The sequence below is a fragment of the Streptomyces sp. NPDC033165 genome, from assembly GCF_055577965.1.
The window spans coordinates 113,734-130,293 of sequence record NZ_JBVIPK010000014.1 but is presented as its reverse complement, the minus strand read 5'-3'; the positions used below and the strand labels follow the sequence as shown (position 1 = coordinate 130,293).

At 72.3% G+C, this 16,560-nt stretch carries 14 protein-coding genes; 11 read left to right on the top strand and 3 right to left on the bottom strand.

All coding sequences use genetic code 11. The annotated features are described in order from the left end of the window. Positions 1-63: 63 nt before the first annotated feature. From ACZ5WC_RS27470 to ACZ5WC_RS27460, 3 genes are all read left to right on the top strand, one after another. Positions 64-735, top strand: coding sequence for a hypothetical protein (locus ACZ5WC_RS27470; protein ID WP_468543311.1), 672 nt, complete (start codon positions 64-66; stop codon positions 733-735). A gap of 274 nt (positions 736-1,009) precedes the next feature. Next, positions 1,010-1,612: a sigma-70 family RNA polymerase sigma factor gene (locus ACZ5WC_RS27465; protein ID WP_468543359.1), complete on the top strand. Its 603-nt coding sequence runs from the start codon at positions 1,010-1,012 to the stop codon at positions 1,610-1,612. A gap of 154 nt (positions 1,613-1,766) precedes the next feature. Continuing rightward, positions 1,767-2,885 (top strand): substrate-binding domain-containing protein, encoded by a 1,119-nt coding sequence (locus ACZ5WC_RS27460; protein WP_468543310.1) that lies wholly within the window; start codon positions 1,767-1,769, stop codon positions 2,883-2,885. On the opposite strand, the gene ACZ5WC_RS27455 is transcribed toward ACZ5WC_RS27460, so the two are convergent. Further along, positions 2,842-3,336 carry a MarR family winged helix-turn-helix transcriptional regulator gene (locus ACZ5WC_RS27455; RefSeq protein ID WP_468543309.1) on the bottom strand — a complete coding sequence of 165 codons (495 nt, stop codon included), beginning with the start codon at positions 3,334-3,336 and terminating at the stop codon, positions 2,842-2,844. The two genes, ACZ5WC_RS27460 and ACZ5WC_RS27455, sit on opposite strands and share 44 nt — an antisense overlap. Positions 3,337-3,785: 449 nt before the next feature. Between ACZ5WC_RS27455 and urtA the strand changes: the two genes are divergently transcribed. The 7 genes from urtA (at position 3,786) to ACZ5WC_RS27420 (ending at position 13,713) form a co-directional block, all read left to right on the top strand. Further along, positions 3,786-5,033, top strand: a complete 1,248-nt coding sequence (urtA, locus tag ACZ5WC_RS27450) for an urea ABC transporter substrate-binding protein (RefSeq protein ID WP_468543308.1) — start codon at positions 3,786-3,788, stop codon at positions 5,031-5,033. Further along, a complete protein-coding gene (gene urtB, locus ACZ5WC_RS27445) occupies positions 5,030-5,914 on the top strand; it encodes an urea ABC transporter permease subunit UrtB (RefSeq protein ID WP_468543307.1) in 885 nt (294 codons plus the stop codon). Before urtA ends, urtB begins: the two co-directional genes overlap by 4 nt. Beyond that, positions 5,911-7,086 (top strand): urea ABC transporter permease subunit UrtC, encoded by a 1,176-nt coding sequence (gene urtC / locus ACZ5WC_RS27440; protein WP_468543306.1) that lies wholly within the window; start codon positions 5,911-5,913, stop codon positions 7,084-7,086. The genes urtB and urtC overlap by 4 nt, the downstream gene beginning before the upstream one ends. Further along, a complete protein-coding gene (gene urtD, locus ACZ5WC_RS27435) occupies positions 7,083-7,868 on the top strand; it encodes an urea ABC transporter ATP-binding protein UrtD (RefSeq protein WP_468543305.1) in 786 nt (261 codons plus the stop codon). Before urtC ends, urtD begins: the two co-directional genes overlap by 4 nt. Before the next feature lie 5 nt (positions 7,869-7,873). After that, entirely contained in the window at positions 7,874-8,572 is a 699-nt protein-coding gene (urtE, locus tag ACZ5WC_RS27430) for an urea ABC transporter ATP-binding subunit UrtE (RefSeq protein WP_468543304.1), read from the top strand. A gap of 380 nt (positions 8,573-8,952) precedes the next feature. Then, entirely contained in the window at positions 8,953-13,131 is a 4,179-nt protein-coding gene (locus ACZ5WC_RS27425) for a molybdopterin-dependent oxidoreductase (protein WP_468543303.1), read from the top strand. Positions 13,132-13,155: 24 nt separating this feature from the next. Continuing rightward, positions 13,156-13,713, top strand: a complete 558-nt coding sequence (locus tag ACZ5WC_RS27420; protein WP_468543302.1) for an AAA family ATPase — start codon at positions 13,156-13,158, stop codon at positions 13,711-13,713. A 153-nt stretch (positions 13,714-13,866) separates the two neighbouring features. Here ACZ5WC_RS27420 and ACZ5WC_RS27415 read toward each other — a convergent pair whose 3' ends face one another. Then, positions 13,867-14,739 carry an undecaprenyl-diphosphate phosphatase gene (locus ACZ5WC_RS27415; RefSeq protein ID WP_468543301.1) on the bottom strand — a complete coding sequence of 291 codons (873 nt, stop codon included), beginning with the start codon at positions 14,737-14,739 and terminating at the stop codon, positions 13,867-13,869. 185 nt (positions 14,740-14,924) lie between these two features. Then, positions 14,925-15,647: a TVP38/TMEM64 family protein gene (locus ACZ5WC_RS27410; RefSeq protein WP_468543300.1), complete on the bottom strand. Its 723-nt coding sequence runs from the start codon at positions 15,645-15,647 to the stop codon at positions 14,925-14,927. A 22-nt stretch (positions 15,648-15,669) separates the two neighbouring features. Here ACZ5WC_RS27410 and ACZ5WC_RS27405 point away from each other — a divergent pair, with 22 nt between their 5' ends. Then, positions 15,670-16,410, top strand: a complete 741-nt coding sequence (locus tag ACZ5WC_RS27405; protein WP_468543299.1) for a DNA alkylation repair protein — start codon at positions 15,670-15,672, stop codon at positions 16,408-16,410. Positions 16,411-16,560 lie beyond the last annotated feature (150 nt).

Here is a 16,560-nt window from a genome sequence, read left to right as displayed (position 1 = left end):
CCGGCAGCTGTCGCCTCCGGCCCCCTTCTCTCCGGGGTGGGTGCTGCTGGCACGATGGCCGCCATGGGAGCCGGAACCGCACTCCGACTCGGGCGCACCGCGCTGTTCGCCTTGGTGTGCGTCGCCGTGTCCGGGCTCGGCCACGCGCTGATGTCCGGCGCGCCCCTGCCTCTCCCCGTCCAGGCCGCCGCGCTGCTGCCGGTGGGCGGCGCGGGGTGGTTACTCGCGGCACGGGAGCGGAACGCTCCGGTGACCGTCGCGGCCCACGCCGTGGGCCAGTTGGGGTTGCACGGCTTCCTCAGCGTGGCCGGTTCCTGGCTGCCGTCCGGTGCCGGTGCGCACCACACGGGCGGCTCCCACCATCTGCCGGGCGCGATGAGCCACTCCGCCCATGACGTGCCGATCGGGGGCCCGTCGGACCTGATGGGGGTTCTGGCGGCCTTCGACGGCTCGCTGTTCACCACGGGCATGGCCGCCGCCCACGCGATCGCCGGGCTCGTCTGCGGCTGGTGGCTGTGGCGCGGCGAGGTCGCCGCCGCCCGGCTGGGCCGTTCCCTGGTGCTGTTCGTACGGGCCCCGCTGCGGTCGGCCCTGCGCCTGTGGTCCGTGACGCCGCCCGCCCCGGCGGAGCCCGCCCCGCGATGGACCTGCCGCAGGCCCGGCCGCCGCCGGGACCTTCTCGCCCGGCACACCGTCTCCCGGCGCGGGCCCCCGTACCGCCTCCGCCTCCTCTGACCTGAACTCCATCCGCCCTTCCGGCCCTCGCGGGCCGGAAGGCGGTACGGGTGTGCGCGACGCGCACACCCGTGACAGGCATGCCGGTCCACCGGAGCGCCCCAGGGCGTCCGGGACCGGTGACCGGGCCCGGAGGGCCGTTGGCGGCCGCCGGGGCTCCGCAAGGACGCGAAGGACTGCTGTGACACTTCCTGCCCCCACGCCGCGACGCACCGCACCACCGGCACCCGGGCTTCCCGCCCGGGTGCCCACCGCCCGGCCCCCGGTGATCCGGGTGACCGCCGCCCGCCCGCCCCGGGCCCCCGCCGCCCGGCAGAACGACGGCCAGATCACCGACTGGGCCCTGGCGGCGGGCGGCGGGGACCGCGAAGCCGCCGACCGGTTCGTCCGGGCGACCTACGAGGACGTCCGCCGGTTCGTCGCCTACCTCAGCGCGGACGTCCCGGGCGCCGACGACCTGGCCCAGGAGACGTATCTGCGGGCGATGAGCGGGCTGGCCCGGTTCGCGGGCCGTTCCTGCGCCCGGACCTGGCTGATGTCCATCGCGCGGCGGGTCGTCGTCGACCGGTACCGCTCCGCCGCCGCGCGCCCCCGGACCGCCGACACCGCGGACTGGCAGAACGCGGCGGAGCGCGCCCAGCCCCGCCATCTGCCCGGGTTCGAGGAGTCCGTGGCGGTGCTGGACGCCCTGCGGCGACTGGACCCGGCGCGCCGCCAGGCGTTCGTCCTGACCCAGTTGCTGGGGCTGTCCTACGAGGACGCCGCGGCCGCAGCCGGATGCCCCATCGGCACGGTGCGCTCCCGTGTGGCGCGCGCCCGCCGCGAACTGGCCGGGCAGTGGCGCACCGAACCGGCCGACCCCGTACCCCAGGGATAGGCGGCGTCCCGGCGTTTCACCTCGAGGCCCGGATGCGGTCGGCCGCGAGGTGAAACGCCGCTCGGCGGACGGTCGCGGGCGCGGACGTCTACGAATCGGTCTCGATCGTGGCGCTCGTCGGGACCCAGGCGGGTGATGGCGCAATCATGGGGGCATGTCACGGCCTTCGGCGTACTTGCGCAGCCCCGAGTGGTTCACGGTGGACGCGTCGGTGCTGAACGTGGCGCTGGTGTATCCGATGCAGGGGCCTGCGGGGATCTTCGGGCCGGGGTGCGAGGCGTGTGCGCGGCTGGCCGTGGAGGAGGTCAACGCGGCGGGCGGGGTGCTGGGGAGGGAGCTGCGGCTCCTTGAGGTCGACGGCGGGGCGGAGCCGTCGAGGGTCGCCGCGCAGGTCGAGGCGCTGGTGGTGGCGGGGGCGGTGCAGGGGGTCACCGGCTGGCACATCAGCTCGGTGCGGCAGGCGGTCGCCCCGCGGGTGGCGCACCGGGTGCCGTACGTGTACACCGCGCTGTACGAGGGCGGTGAGCGGACCGAGGGCGTCTTCATGACCAGCGAGACACCTGCGGGGCAGCTGCTCCCGGCGATGCGGTTGCTCGCGCGGATGCGGGACGTGCGCCGCTGGTTCATCGTCGGGAACGACTACATCTGGCCGCGGTACACGGCCCGGGCGGCCCGCCGGTACGCGCGGGAGTCCCGGGGGCGGGTGTGCGGGGAGGCGTATCTGCCGCTGGGGACCGACGACTTCGCCGGAGTCCTCCGCCGTATCGAGCGGGCTGATGCCGACGCCGTACTGATGCTGCTCGTGGGCAGCGACGCGGTCCGTTTCAACCGGGCGTTCGCCGCCGCCGGGTTGGACGCCCGCTGTCTGCGGCTGAGCACGCTGATGGACGAGAGTATGCTCCTCGGCAGCGGCCCCGAGGCGACCGTCGACCTCTACAGCACGGCCGGGTTCTTCACCTCGCTCGCGGACGGGCACAGCATGGACTTCCACGGCCGCTACTCCGCCCGCTTCGGGGTGGACGCGCCGGTCCCCGGCAGCCTCGGCGAGTCCTGCTACGAGGGCGTACTGCTGCTCGCGGCGCTCATCGAGCGCGCCCGCACTCTGGATGTGTCCGCCATCGGCGCGGCCGCCGAACACGTCCGGTACGAGGGTCCGCGCGGCCTGCTCGGCCTGGACGGACGGCATGTGCGCCAGCGCATCTATCTGGCGGAGGCCGACGGTCTCGATTTCACCGTTCTCGCCCAACTGGGTTTCCCGCGGCAGTTGTTGTGACGCCTCCGCCGCCGCCACCGACGGCGCCGCCGGCCAGTGCGCCGGACAACCGGCCGAGCAGTGGCATCAGCTGACCCTCCTCGTCCTTGGTGAGCCCCGGGGACGACGGTCCCCAGTCCGCCCGTACCGCGCGCGAGAGCTGCCGGCGTCGGCGCAGGCCCCGGGGGGTGAGCTGGGCGAGCACCCGGCGGCGGTCAGTGGGGTCGGCGCGGCGGAACACCAGGTTCTGGTCGACGAGTTGGTCGACGATCTTGGTCAGGGTCGGTGCGGGCAGCGCGGCGTCCTCGGCGAGGGCCGTCATGGTCCGGCCCTCGTCGCCGGAGAGCAGGTCGAGGACCCGCCACGCGTCGACGGAGCAGTCGAACGCGTCGAGCACGGACTGGATGCGGCGCGCCGCCAGGCGCTCCGCCCGGCTCAGCAGGTGGAGCAGTTCCTGGGGCTGCCTCGCCATCGCACTCCTCGGGCTCGCGTCCGCGCGGCCCCCGCGGCGGGGGCGCGATGGAGCCTACAGCCGATCACCGCGCCCCCGGCAGGGCATTCGCGGATTCCGATCCTTTCCGGTGGAAGTAATGAATGCCCGCACCGGAAAGTCGTTCACCACTCGGCCGGCTGACACCGGCCTCCATCAGTTCGGGCCACGATTACTTCCGTCGGAAACTGTTCTTCAACTGCGCCGCAACGCACCGGAAACAGTTCAGCCGCAGGCTGTGGACCACTTCAGCGACCAGCCCGGAGGCCACCCCGGAACGGCTGGGCCCCGTGCGGCCGAAACGGCCGCACCGAAGCAGATCAGGTGCCGATCCGTTCCCAGCCACCCCCTCGGCTCCCTCCTCTTCTCCTCCCCTTCCTCGCTCCGAGGAATCCGCTCGCACCGCCCTTCGGGGCAAGGAGGTATGTGACATGTCCGGGCTCATCACCAGGCGCGGTCTCCTGACCGGAATCTCCGCTGTCGGCGCAGGCGCCGTGCTCAGCGCCTGCGGCGCGAAGACGGGCGGTGACACGTCGAAGGCCGTCGGCGCCAAGGCCGACACCTCTGGCGACACCGTCAAGGTCGGCCTGCTGAACTCGCTCTCCGGCACCATGGCGATCAGCGAGGTGACCGTCCACAACGCGCTGCTGCTCGCGGTCGAGGAGATCAACGCAGCTGGAGGCGTCCTCGGCAAGAAGCTCAAGCCCGTCAGCCAGGACGGGGCCTCCGACTGGCCGACCTTCGCCGAGAAGGCGCAGGCGCTCATCACGGACTCCAAGGTCGTCGCGACCTTCGGCTGCTGGACGTCGGCCAGCCGCAAGGCGGTGAAACCGGTCTTCGAGCGGAACAAGTCGCTGCTGTTCTACCCCGTGCAGTACGAGGGCCTGGAGCAGTCCCCGTACATCTTCTACTCGGGCGCCACCACCAACCAGCAGATCGTGCCCGCGCTCGACTACCTCAAGAAGCAGGGCCTCACCAGGCTCTACCTCGTCGGCAGCGACTACGTCTTCCCGCGCACCGCCAACAAGATCATCAAGACGTACGCGAAGGCGAACGGCATGGAGGTGCTCGGGGAGGACTACGCGCCGCTGGGTTCCACGGAGTTCGCGACCATCGTCAACAAGGTCAAGGGCGCGGGGGCCGACGCGGTCTTCAACACCCTGAACGGTGACAGCAACGTGGCCTTCTTCAAGGAGTACAAGTCCGCGGGGCTGACCGCGAAGACGCTCCCGGTGCTCTCGGTCTCCATCGCGGAGGAAGAGGTCAAGAGCATGGGAACCCAGTACCTGGAAGGGCAGTTGACGGCCTGGAACTACTACCAGACCACGCCCGGTGCGGCGAACGAGAAGTTCGTCGCCGCCTACCGGGCGGCGTACGGCAAGGACAAGCCCACCAGCGATCCGATGGAGGCGGCGTACATCTCCGTCCACCTGTGGAAGGCCATGGTCGAGAAGGCGGGGTCGTTCGACGTCGAGAAGGTGAAGGCGGCCTCGGACGGCATCGAGTTCGACGCGCCGGAGGGGAAGGTGACGGTCGACGGTGCGACCCAGCACGTCCACAAGACCGCCCGCATCGGCAGGATCGCCGCGAGCGGCCTCATCGAGGAGGTCTGGAACTCGGGCGGGCCCATCAAGCCGGACCCGTACCTGAAGGGCTACGACTGGGCGGCGGACCTGTGACGGTCATCCTCAACCAGTCCTTCACCGGCGTCAGCATCGGCGCCGTCCTCCTCCTCATCGCCCTGGGGCTGACCCTCACCTTCGGTCAGATGGGCGTCATCAACATGGCGCACGGCGAGTTCATCATGGCCGGTGCCTACACGACGTACGTGCTGCAGAAGCCGATCGACGACGCCGGTGTATCGCTCCTCCTCGCCCTGCCGGTCGCGTTTCTCGTGGCGGGTTCGATGGGCGCGCTCCTTGAGTGGCTGCTCATCCGGCGGCTCTACACACGTCCGCTGGACACGCTGTTGGTGACCTGGGGTGTCTCGCTGATGCTGCAACAGCTGGCGCGGGACATCTTCGGCGCGCCGAACGTGCAGACGACGGCACCGGACCTGCTGACGGGGAGCGTGTCGGTCGCGGGGGTGCACCTGGCGAACAGCCGGCTGTTCATTCTCGGGTTCGCGCTGCTGTGCGTGCTCGGCCTGGCCGTCACGCTGCGCGTCACACCGCTGGGCCGCCGGATCCGGGCGGTGGTGCAGAACCGGGACCTCGCGGAGGTGTCCGGGATCGCGACGGGGCGGGTGGACCGGACGACGTTCTTCATCGGCTCGGGTCTGGCGGGGATGGCGGGCGTCGCGCTGACGCTGATCGGCCCGATCGGCCCGACGACGGGAACCAACTACATCGTGGACGCCTTCCTGGTCGTGGTCGTCGGTGGCATCGGACGGCTGAGGGGGGCGGTCATCACCGCGTTCGCGCTCGGCCTGATGCAGTCGGTCCTCGAATACTCGACGACCGTGAGCGTGGCGAAGGTGGTGGTCCTCGTGGGGATCGTCGCCTTCCTCCAGTGGCGACCGCAGGGCCTGTACACCGTGCGCACCAGGAGCCTGGTATGACGACGACGAGCACACCTCCGATCACCGGCCCGACCACCGAAGCCCCGGCCGGGCCGCCGGACGAACCGCTCCTGAGCCGCTTGCGGATACCCGCCGCGTTCCTGCTCGGCGCGGTGCTGCTGGTGGGCGTCGCCCCGCTGGTCCTGTCGGACTTCCGGCTCGGGCTGCTGGCCAAGTACCTCTGCTACGGGATCGTCGCGGTCGGCGTGAGCCTCGCCTGGGGCCGGGGCGGGCTGCTGGTGCTGGGGCAGGGCGTGTTCTTCGGCCTCGGCGGTTACGCCATGGCGATGCACCTGAAGCTGGCCGACGCGGCGGCGACGGGAGAGGCGCTGCCGGACTTCATGCGGCTGTACGGAACCTCGGGCGGGCTGCCCTGGTGGTGGCAGCCGTTCGCGAACCCGGCGTTCGCGCTGGCCATGACGGTGCTGCTGCCGATGGCCGTCGCCGCGCTGCTCGGGGTGCTCGTCTTCCGCCGTCGGGTCAAGGGCGCGTACTTCGCGATCCTCAGCCAGGCGTTGGCGGCCGCGCTGGCGATCTGGCTGGTCGGCCAGCAGGCCACCACGGGCGGTACCAACGGCCTGACCGACTTCCAGGGCTTCTTCGGCTACGACCTGAGCGATCCGGTCAACCAGCGGATGGTGTACGTCATCATCGCGATCGCCCTGCTGCTCCTGACGGCCCTCGCCCGACAGCTGTTCGTCAGTCGCTACGGCGAACTCCTCATCGCCGTAAGGGACTCCGAGGAGCGGGTGCGCTTCCTCGGCTACAACCCGGCGAACGTCAAGCTGGTGGCGTACGTGGTCGCGGCCGGTATGGCGGGGCTGGCCGGTGCGCTGTTCGTGCCGGCGGTGGGGATCATCTCCCCGGCGCTGGTCGGGGTCGTGCCGTCCATCGGCTTCGTCATCGGCGCGGCGGTCGGAGGGCGGGCGTCGCTGGTGGGCGCGGTGCTCGGGGCGATCGCGGTGGCCTGGGCCCAGAGCACGCTCTCGGACGCGTGGCCCGCCGGGTGGACGTACCTCCAGGGCCTGCTGTTCGTCGTCGCGGTCGGCTTCCTGCCCGGCGGGCTGGCCTCACTGAGGACGGTGCTGCGCAGGCGGCGGACCTCGGACCGTGTCCCCGGCACGACCCCGGACCGCGGGTCGGGCAAGACAACGACGGGAGTGACCACATGAGCGGCGAGGAACTGACCGTCCGCGATCTGCGGGTGACGTTCGACGGGGGCGTCAGTGCCGTCGACGGCGTAGACCTGGACATCCGCCCGGGTGACCTGCGCTTCCTCATCGGGCCGAACGGCGCGGGCAAGACGACGCTGGTCGACGCCGTCACCGGGCTGGTGCGGGCGACCGGATCGATCCGCTTCGGTGGTGAGGAGATCCTCGGCGAGCCCGTGCACCGCATCGCCCGCCGGGGCATCGGCCGCACGTTCCAGACAGCGACGGTCTTCGAGCAGCTGACCGTCGAGCAGAACCTCGACATCGCCGCCGGGGCCGGACGCAGCGCCCTGAACCTGCTCCGGCGGCGCCGTCGCGTCCCCGAGTCGGTGGGGAAGGCGCTGGAGACCACCGGCCTGACCGCGCTCCGCCACCGCCCGGCCGGGGAACTGGCCCACGGCCAGAAGCAGAGCCTGGAGATCGGCATGCTGCTCGTCCAGGACGTGAAGCTGCTGCTGCTCGACGAGCCGGTCGCCGGAATGAGCCACGACGAGCGCGAGTCCACCGGCGTGCTGCTCCAGCGGATCAGCGAGGACCACACCGTCGTCGTCATCGAGCACGACATGGACTTCATGCGCTCCTTCGCCCGCAGCGTCAGCGTCCTGCACGCCGGGAAGGTCCTGAGCGAAGGGACGGTCGCCCAGGTCCAGGCCGACGCCAGGGTCCAGGAGGTCTACCTCGGCAGCGCCCGTGACCCCGAGCCGTCGGCCGCCGCCCCCGTCCCCGTCCGCGAAGAGGTGTGACCGCCGTGCTGGAGATCAACGACGTCCGCGCCGGTTACGACCGCACCACCGTCCTGCACGAAGTGACCCTGGCCGTGCCGAACGACGGCGTCGCCGCCGTCCTCGGCCACAACGGCGCGGGCAAGAGCACCCTCCTGCGCACCGCCATGGGCCTCATCAGGCCGTCGCGCGGGACCGTTCTCCTCGACGGCGAGGACATCACCCACCTGGCCCCCCACCAGCGCGTCGCCCGCGGCATGGCGTACGTCCCCCAGGGCCAGCAGTCCTTCCCCCACCTGACCACCGCCGAGAACCTCCGGCTCGTCGCCGACGGCTCCCCGCGCGGCGGCGGCCGTGAGGCCATCGCCGAGGCCCTCGACCTCTTCCCCGTCCTCCGCGGACTCTCCCACCGCCGCGCCGGTCTCCTCTCCGGCGGCCAGCGCCAGCAACTCGCCATCGCCCGCGCCCTCGTCACCCGTCCGCGGCTCCTTCTCCTCGACGAACCGACCGAGGGCATCCAGCCCTCCGTCGTCGCCGAGATCGAGACCACGATCCTCTCCCTGGCCGGGCGTGGCGGCCTCTGCGTCCTCCTCGTCGAACAACACGTCGGCTTCGCCATGCGGGCGGCGGAGCGCTACTACGTCCTGGAGGCGGGCCGGGTCACGTCGTCGGGCGAGGGAGGTACGGGCGCGGAGCGGACGGTCCGGGAGGCGCTGAGCGTGTGACGGCGGCGGAGCAGCGCGACCAACGCCAGCAGCATCGCGCGCCGGCCCGATCCACGCGCGCCACCTCCGGGCCCGCGCCCCGTGGGCCCGGTGTCTCTCCTGCCGTGTCCGGCACCGGGTGGCTCTCCCGCCCCCGGTGTCTCTCCAGTGGTCGGCCGCCCCGGCCGGAAGTGCCCGCCCCCGGCCGTGGCCGACGACTGCCCCGCGCGGGCCCGGCCGCCGGGAGCCTCACCGAGGGGCCGGGGGCGGTGTGCAGGCGACGTAACCGGTGTTGTTCGCCCGGTGTCATCCCTGGGTAACGGGCCTTTCCTAGATTCGGGGGTGCCCGCTGCCCACCCCGCGTCCCTCCGGGAACGCCCGACCCCCGAAGGGCCCCGCCCATGACCGTGCCGACCCCGCCTCCGTACGCCCCCGCCACCGACCGGGTGCGTACGGTCTGCTCGTACTGCGGTGTCGGCTGCGGGATCGTCCTCGACATCGCCACCGGCCCCGACGGCCGCCGGACTGTCCTGAAGGCCTCGGGGGACAAGGAGCATCCGTCGAACGCCGGCCGGCTGTGCACCAAGGGAGCCACCGGCGCGGACCTGCTCGCCGCACCGGGGCGGCTCACCACGGCCCTGACCCGGGCCGACCGCAGTGAGCAGCCCGTCCCGCTCGGCAGGGACGCCTCGATCGCGGAGACCGCGCGCCGGCTGCGGTCCGTGCTGGACACCCACGGCCCGGACGCGGTGGCGTTCTACGTCTCCGGCCAGATGACGCTGGAGGCGCAGTACCTCGCCAACAAGCTGGCCAAGGGCTTCATCGGGACCAGCACCATCGAGTCCAACTCCCGTCTGTGCATGGCGAGTGCGGGCAGCGGCTACAAACTGTCCCTGGGCGCGGACGGGCCGCCCGGCTCCTACGAGGACTTCGCCCACGCCGACGTCTTCCTCGTCACCGGCGCCAACATGGCCGACTGCCATCCGATCCTGTTCCTGCGGATGATGGAGCGGGTCAAGGCGGGTGCGAAGCTGATCGTCGTCGACCCCCGGCGCAACGCCACCGCCGCCAAGGCCGACCTGTACCTGCGCATCCGCCCCGGTACCGACCTGGCCCTCCTCAACGGGCTGCTGCACCTCCTCGTCGAGAACGGCCACACCGACCCCGCGTTCATCGCCGAGCACACCGACGGCTGGGAGGCGATGCCCGCCTTCCTGCGCGACTACCCGCCCGCCACCGTGGCCGGCATCACCGGCATCCCCGAGGCCGACATCCGACAGGCGGCCCGCTGGATCGGCGAGGCGGGCGAGTGGATGAGCTGCTGGACGATGGGGCTCAACCAGAGCACGCACGGCACCTGGAACACCAACGCGCTCGTCAACCTCCACCTGGCGACCGGGGCCATCTGCCGCCCCGGCAGCGGCCCGTTCTCGCTCACCGGCCAGCCCAACGCCATGGGCGGGCGCGAGATGGGCTACATGGGCCCGGGACTGCCCGGTCAGCGATCGGCGCTCGACGCCGATGACCGGGCCTTCACCGAGGAGCTGTGGGGGCTGGAACCCGGGACGCTGCGCGCGGACGGATCGGGCAGCGGCACCGTCGACATGTTCCGGCGGATGGCCGAGGGGGAGATCAAGGCCTGCTGGATCATCTGCACCAACCCGGTCGCCTCGGTCGCCAACCGCAGGACCGTCATCGAAGGCCTAGAGGCCGCCGAATTCGTCGTCACCCAGGACGTGTTCGCCGACACCGAGACCAACGCGTACGCCGATGTCGTGCTGCCCGCCGCGCTCTGGGCCGAGTCCGAGGGCGTGATGATCAACTCGGAACGCACGCTCACCCTCTCCCGCCGCGCCACCGATCCGCCCGGCGAGGCCTGGCCGGACTGGCGCATCATCGCGGCGGTGGCCTGCGCCATGGGGTACGAGGACGCCTTCGGCTACACGAGCGCCGAGGAGATCTTCGCCGAGATCACCCGGGCATGGAACCCGCGCACCGGCTATGACCTGCGCGGAGTGACGTACGAGCGGCTGCGCGAGACCCCCGTGCAGTGGCCCAGCGCCGCGGTCGACGGCCCCGCCCGCAACCCCGTGCGGTACCTCAACGACGGCGTGAGCCAAGAGCTGGCCGTACGGCCCGACGGCAGCGTGCCGAGGCTCGCCTTCCCGCTGCCCGGCGGCCGTGCCGTCTTCCACGCCCGCCCGCGTCTGCCCCCGGCCGAAATGCCCGACGAGGACTTCCCGTTCGTCCTCAACACCGGGCGGCTCCAGCACCAGTGGCACACCCTGACCAAGACCGCGAAGATCGGCAAGCTGAACCGGCTCGACCCCGGCCCGTTCGTGGAGATCCACCCGGAGGACGCGGCCGCCCTCGGACTGGCCGAGGGCGACGGCGTCGAGGTCGCCTCGCGGCGCGGCCGCGCGGTGCTCCCGGCCCGGATCACCGACCGGGTCCGGACGGGGGAGTGCTTCGCCCCGTTCCACTGGAACGACCTGTTCGGGGAGTACCTCGGCGTGAACGCCGTGACCAACGACGCGGTCGACCCGATCTCCTTCCAGCCCGAGCTGAAGGTCTGCGCGGTACGGCTGGCGAAGGTGGCCGCCCCGGCGGTGCCACGGAACGGCCAGGAGCGGCAACGGCCCGCGCTCACCGCCGTCTTCGGGCTCACGGACACCGCCCCGCCCGTCCTCACCGACCCGGAACGCCGCTATCTGGCCGGGTTCCTGGCGGGCCTCGGCGACCGGCCGTCGGGCACCCCGGTGCTCCCCGAGCACGCGCCGTTCGCCCCGGACCACGCCCTGTGGGTCAACGGAGTGCTGGCGGGCACCTACTCCCGGCTCTCCGCCGCCGAGCCCGCGCCCGCCGCACCCCCGGAACCCGGCCCGGACGGGGACGAGGGCCGGCCCGTCGTGGTGCTCTGGGCCTCGCAGACCGGCAACGCCGAGGAGGTCGCCGCCTCGGCCGCGCGCACCCTGGCCGCCGAGGGGCACCGCACCACGCTCCTGGGCATGGACGAGGGGACGCCGGAGGCCCTGCCGCGCCCTGCCGATCTCCTCGTCGTCACCAGCACCTTCGGCGACGGCGACGCCCCCGACAACGGCTCCGGCTTCTGGGAGTCGCTCAACGCCCCCGGAAGCCCCCGCCTGGAGGGCGTCCGCTACGCCGTTCTCGCGCTCGGGGACTCCTCGTACGACGACTTCTGCGGCCACGGCCGCCGCCTGGACGAACGGTTCGGGGAGCTGGGCGCGGAGCGGCTGGTCCCGCGCACCGACTGCGAACCCGACTACGAACAGCCCGTGGACCAGTGGCTCAAAGAAGTCCGGGCCGCGCTGGAGGCGCCGACGGAGTCGACGGAGGCGCTGGAGGACGACGCGGCCCCGGCCGGGCGTGCCCCGGCACCCCGGACCCCGGCCGTCCCCGCCGTCCCCGTCCCCGCCGTCCCCGTCCCCGCCGTCCCCGCCCGCGCCGTCCCCGTGCCCGCCCTCCTCACTGGGAACCGGCTGCTGAGCCTGCCCGGCGCGACGAAGGAGGTCCGCGCGTTCACGCTCGACACCTGCCACGGGGACACCCCGCTGACGTACGAGGCCGGGGACGCCCTCGGAGTGCAGCCGCTCAACTGCCCCGAGCTGGTCGCCGAATGGCTGGCCGCCACCGGACTGGACCCCGCCGACGGGGTGGACGTCCCCGGCCACGGCGAGGTCGCGCTCGACGAGGCCCTCCGCCGCCACCTCGACATCACCCGCATCACCCCGGACCTGTTGCGCCTGGTCGCCGACCACACCGGGGACCGGACCCTGAAGAAGCTGCTGCGCCCGGACAACAAGGGTGAGCGGGACCGGTGGACATGGGGCAGGCAGGCCGTCGACGTCCTCGCCGAGCACCCCGTCCGGGCCACGGCCGCCGAGTGGGCCGCCGTGCTCAAACCACTGCGGCCCCGGCTGTACTCCATAGCCTCCAGCCCGCTCGTCGACCCCCACCGGATGCGCCTGACGGTGTCCGTGATCCGCTACGAGAGCCACCGCGGCCGGACACGCAAGGGTGTGGCCTCCACCTTCCTCGCCGACGCCGCGCCGGACAGTCCCGTGCCGGTCTTCGTCCAGCGCAACGAGCGCTTCCGCCCGCCCGCCGACCCGGCCACCCCGATGGTCATGGTCGGGCCCGGAACCGGGGTCGCCCCGTTCCTGGGCTTCCTGGAGGAGCGCCGGGCGCTGGGGCACTCCGGCGCCAACTGGCTGTTCTTCGGCGAGCAGCACCGGGCCACCGACTTCTACTACCGCGAGGAACTCGACACGCTGCGCCGCGCGGGCACGCTCACCCGGCTGGACACCGCGTTCTCCCGCGACCAGCGGGCCAAGATCTACGTCCAGGACCGGATGCGTGAGCACGGCGCCCAGCTCTGGTCCTGGCTGCGTGAGGGGGCCCACTTCTACGTCTGCGGTGACGCCTCCCGGATGGCCAAGGACGTCGACCGGGCCCTGCGCGACATCGCGGTCGCCCACGGGGGTCTCGACCCCGAGGCGGCGGCGGTCCAGGTCAAGCAGCTGGCCTCGGACCGCAGATACGTGCGTGACGTGTACTGACCGAGGTGACCGAAGGGCGCGGCCATGGGGTGGACGGAAGTACCGGTGGACGCGGAACCGGCCCCGGGGGCGGTCCTGCTGAGCGGTATCCCCGGCAGCGGCAAGAGCACGGTGGCCGCCGCGCTCGCCACCCGGTTCGCCGCCTCGGCCCACATCGAGGTGGACGCCCTCCAGGACCTCATCGTCTCCGGCGGCCGGTGGCCCGCGCCGGAGCCGGACGAGGAGGCGGACCGGCAGATCTTCCTCCGGGCCCGCAACGCCTGCCTGCTGGCGGACAGTTTCGCCGCCGCGGGCTTCCTGCCGGTCATCGACGACGTGGTCGTACGCCGGGCCCACCTCGACGTCTACCGACGGCGGATCGCCCTCGGGCCGCTGCACTTCGTCGTGCTCGCCCCGGGCGCGGCGAAGGCGGGGGAGCGCAACCTCGCCCGGGACAAGACGCTCACGACGGACTGGTCGTTCCTGGAGAGCGCGATGTGCGCCGAGGTGGCCGACGAGGGCGTCCGGATCGACAACTCCGAGCTGACGGTGGCGGAGACGGTGGACGCGGTCCTGGCGGCGACGGGGCTCGTCACCCCCTGAGCCGTCGGTTGAGCCGTCGGCGCGACCGCGTTGTCAGACCCTCGCCCTACGGTGGTGGCATCTATCCGCGCTGCTGGCTGCTGCGCTGCTGGATCGTCCCGCCCGGCTGCTCCCGGGCGGGACGCACACCTGACTGTGTGACCGGGAAAGGACCTAGCCCGCCGACTCACCCGCGTGCGGGCTCAGCACACCCGCCGAGACGAGGACGAAGATGACGATGCCGAGAATGACGCGGTAGATGACGAACGGCATGAAGGACTTGGTGGTGATGAACTTCATGAACCACGCGATGACGGCGTATCCGACGAAGAACGCCACCAGGGTCGCGAAGATCGTCGGGCCCCAGGAGACGTGCCCCTCGCCCACGTCCTTGAGCTCGTAGACGCCCGAGGCGAGCACGGCGGGGATCGCCAGCAGGAAGGAGTAGCGGGCCGCCGCCTCACGGGTGTAGCCCATCAGCAGACCGCCGCTGATCGTCGCGCCCGACCGGGAGACCCCGGGGACCAGCGCCATCGCCTGGCAGCAGCCGTAGATCAGGCCGTCCCGGACGCCGAGGTCCTTGAGGGTCTTGCGCTCCTTCACCACACGGTGCCTGCCGCCCGACTCGTCGCGTGCCGCCAGCCGGTCGGCGATGCCGAGGACGATGCCCATGACGATCAGGGTCGTCGCGATCAGCCGCAGATCGCGGAACGGACCCTCGATCTGGTCCTTGAGCGTGAGGCCCAGCACCCCGATGGGGATCGAGCCCACGATGACCAGCCACCCCACCTGGGCGTCGTGGTCGGAGCGCATCGCCTTGTCGGTCAGTGAGCGGAACCACGCCGACACGATCCGCGCGACGTCCTTGCGGAAGTAGATGAGCACCGCCGCCTCCGTGCCGATCTGGGAGATCGCGGTGAACGCCGCCCCCGGGTCCTCCCAGCCGGCGAACGCGGCCGTCAGCCGCAGATGGGCGCTGGAGGAGATCGGCAGGAACTCGGTCAGTCCCTGAACGAGACCCAGGACGAATGATTCGAACCAGCTCATGGGGCTTCGGCCATCCCGGAGGTGATCGTGCATCGGCCACGGGTAAAGGGCCCGTCGGCTGCGTGCGGCGTGCGGTCAAGGACATCACGAAAGAGGGGCCCCGGGCCCCGGAAGATCCTTGGTCGGTCGCGGGCAGCGTATCGCCTGAAAGTGAACGGGACCGACCGGCCCCGGTCGCCGTCCGGTCAGCCCTTCGCCGTGCCCCGGCCCAGCCGGTGGCGCTTGCGCCAGGCGACCAGCGCCCCGCCGACAGCGGACACCGCGATGAAGCCCGTCGCCGCCAGGAAGAGGGGAGAGGTCGGCGAAGCGGCCTCGCTGCCCGCTATCACGTACGCCGCCGTGTTCGGGATGGAGCCGAGCCCGGTGGCCAGGAGGAAGGGCGGACAGCCCATGCGGGAGGTCGCCGCACAGTAGTTGGCGGCGGCGAACGGGATGCCGGGGAAGAGGCGGAGGGCCAGCACCGAGCGGAAGCCGTGGCGGCTGAGCATCCCGTCGGCCGCGGTGAGCAGCTTCCCGCGCAGCAGCGTGCGCAGCGCGTCCTGGCCCAGCACCCGGCCCAGCATGAACGAGACGCCCGCGCCCAGCACCGTGCCCGCCAGCGCCGCCGCCAGACCCGTCTGCGTACCGAAGAGCGCCCCGGCGGCGAGGTTGAGCAACGGACGCGGCACGAACGCCACCGTCAGCGCCCCGTACGCCAGCCCGAAGAGCATCGCCGCCGCGCTGCCGGTCAGCTGGGGCGGCCACCCCGACGCCAGCAGCCGCTGTGGCTCGAACAGCAGCATCGTCGAGGCGGCCCCGAGCAGGACCACGACGAGCAGCGAGAACCGGGACCACGGCGAGAGCAGCGCCCTGGAGAGCCGCAGGGCCGGACCCTCGGCGGGCCGGGCAGCGGGGACGGGGTCGAACATTCGGGGAGAGTAACCGAAAACGATGTGTGATCGCCGTAATGTGCGTCGCGTGAACGCCGCCGCCTGCCCCGCCCCCGTACCGCCGGACAGCCCGCTCGCCGACGCCGTGCTGGAACGGCTGACCGCCGCGTACGCCCCGGCCGCCGACCCCGTACGGGCCGAGGCGGCCGCCGCGTACATGAAGCACGTTGCGCCGTTCCTCGGGATTCCCACCCCCGAGCGCCGGGCCCTGTCGCGGGTCGTGCTGGCGGGCACCGGGCGGCCGGACGAGCGGGACTGCACGGCGGTCGCCCTGCGCTGCTGGCGGCTGCCCGAGCGCGAGTACCACTACTTCGCCGTCGACTACCTGCGCCGCCACGCGGGCCGCTGCTCCTCCGGATTCCTGCCCGTCCTGCACCACCTCGTCTCCACCGTCCCCTGGTGGGACACGGTCGATCTGCTCGCCGCGCACGTCGCGGGGCCGCTGGTCGCCGCCGATCCGGCGCTCGGCCGGCAGATGGACCTCTGGATCGACGACGACCTCTGGGTGGCCAGAACCGCCCTGCTGCACCAGCTGCGCTACAAGTCGGCCACCGATGCCGAACGGCTCTTCGACCACTGCCTTCGACGCGCGGACGACCCGGACTTCTTCATCCGCAAGGCCATCGGCTGGGCCCTGCGGGAGTACGCCAAGACCGATCCCGCCGCCGTACGGGCCTTCGTCGAGGGCGCCCGGGACCGGCTGTCACCGCTGTCCGTGCGTGAGGCGCTCAAGCATCTCTGAGGCAGCCGAAAACCGTTCGACGCGGTGGCCGTTCCCCGACATGATCAGGGGCATGTTCCGGTACGCCTTCCCCGCAGCGCAGTCCGCAGTCGCGGACGCGCCGAAGGCTGCCGTGAACGCAGCAGCAGTCCTGGCAGCAGCGTTCACCGC

Bases quoted from the DNA above. Each gene is read 5' to 3' on its own strand.
- urtC (WP_468543306.1), top strand. From the start codon at position 5,911: ATGACGACGACGAGCACACCTCCGATCACCGGCCCGACCACCGAAGCC.
- ACZ5WC_RS27405 (WP_468543299.1), top strand. From the start codon at position 15,670: ATGTGTGATCGCCGTAATGTGCGTCGCGTGAACGCCGCCGCCTGCCCC.
- urtA (WP_468543308.1), top strand. From the start codon at position 3,786: ATGTCCGGGCTCATCACCAGGCGCGGTCTCCTGACCGGAATCTCCGCT.
- ACZ5WC_RS27470 (WP_468543311.1), top strand. From the start codon at position 64: ATGGGAGCCGGAACCGCACTCCGACTCGGGCGCACCGCGCTGTTCGCC.
- urtD (WP_468543305.1), top strand. From the start codon at position 7,083: ATGAGCGGCGAGGAACTGACCGTCCGCGATCTGCGGGTGACGTTCGAC.
- ACZ5WC_RS27410 (WP_468543300.1), bottom strand. From the start codon at position 15,647: ATGTTCGACCCCGTCCCCGCTGCCCGGCCCGCCGAGGGTCCGGCCCTG.
- ACZ5WC_RS27415 (WP_468543301.1), bottom strand. From the start codon at position 14,739: ATGAGCTGGTTCGAATCATTCGTCCTGGGTCTCGTTCAGGGACTGACC.
- ACZ5WC_RS27460 (WP_468543310.1), top strand. From the start codon at position 1,767: ATGTCACGGCCTTCGGCGTACTTGCGCAGCCCCGAGTGGTTCACGGTG.
- ACZ5WC_RS27425 (WP_468543303.1), top strand. From the start codon at position 8,953: ATGACCGTGCCGACCCCGCCTCCGTACGCCCCCGCCACCGACCGGGTG.
- ACZ5WC_RS27455 (WP_468543309.1), bottom strand. From the start codon at position 3,336: ATGGCGAGGCAGCCCCAGGAACTGCTCCACCTGCTGAGCCGGGCGGAG.
- ACZ5WC_RS27420 (WP_468543302.1), top strand. From the start codon at position 13,156: ATGGGGTGGACGGAAGTACCGGTGGACGCGGAACCGGCCCCGGGGGCG.